Here is an 813-nt window from a genome sequence, read left to right as displayed (position 1 = left end):
AGCCGGGGGCGGGCTTCGTCGGTCGTGGTGGTGGTGGTTGGTGGGGGTGGGGTGGGTCGTTGGATGCTGTCGCCGCGGTTGTTGGTGGCGATGCTGGTGGCGAGTTGGGTGAAGTTGCGGGCGACGCCGAAGAGGGTCTTGTTGGAGGGGAGGAGGTTGAGGAGTGTGGTGTTGTCGTCGAGGGCTGTGCGTAGTTGGTCTTTGTAGGCGTTGTAGACGCGTGCGGTGTAGTTGGGTTCCTTGACCGCGTTGAGGCGGTAGTCGCTGGTGACGGCGATGGAGGCGAGGTCCATCAGGTAGGTGTCGAAGAGGTCGGTGACGTCCTGGTTCTTGGCTCCGGGGACGCCGACGCGGGCGTGCTGGGCCAGGACGTGGGCCATTTCGATGACGATGTCGCGGTAGAGGCGGTGGCGGATGGCCGGGGGGTAGGCGGCCATGATGTGGTCGCGTTGGCCGGCGTTGTCGCTGTTCATGGTGCGGGGCGGGTTGAGGTCGGTCAGGCCCGGCACCGTCAGGGGCATGCCCTGGTAGGCCTCTTCCTGCTCGGCGATGTCGGTGTTGCGGCTGGCGAGGGGGTGCAGGCCGATCTCGTGGGCGAGCATGCCCATGATGTAGCCGGTGTCGTACTTCTCGAAGTAGTAGCTGGCGAGGTTGATGTCGATGCCGTTGTCGCCGCGGTCGATGACGTCGGCGTGGGTTTCTGTGGAGCGAAGGTGGAGGGTGATGCGCACGTTGCGGTTGCCGATGTAGTTCTTGATCGTGGCGTGTTCGTCGAGGAGTTCGGCGATGCGGACGGCCATGTCGAGGTCACGC

Annotated in this window: 1 protein-coding gene; it reads right to left on the bottom strand. The window is 64.9% G+C overall.

All coding sequences use genetic code 11. The features are described 5' to 3' along the window. The coding region (locus E4U92_RS36180; RefSeq protein ID WP_168725289.1) for a hypothetical protein at positions 1 to 813 on the bottom strand (813 nt) is incomplete at both ends.

The organism is Streptomyces galbus (genome assembly GCF_005280195.1).
Classification (GTDB): domain Bacteria; phylum Actinomycetota; class Actinomycetes; order Streptomycetales; family Streptomycetaceae; genus Streptomyces; species Streptomyces galbus.
This window is presented reverse-complemented; position numbering and strand designations above follow the sequence as displayed.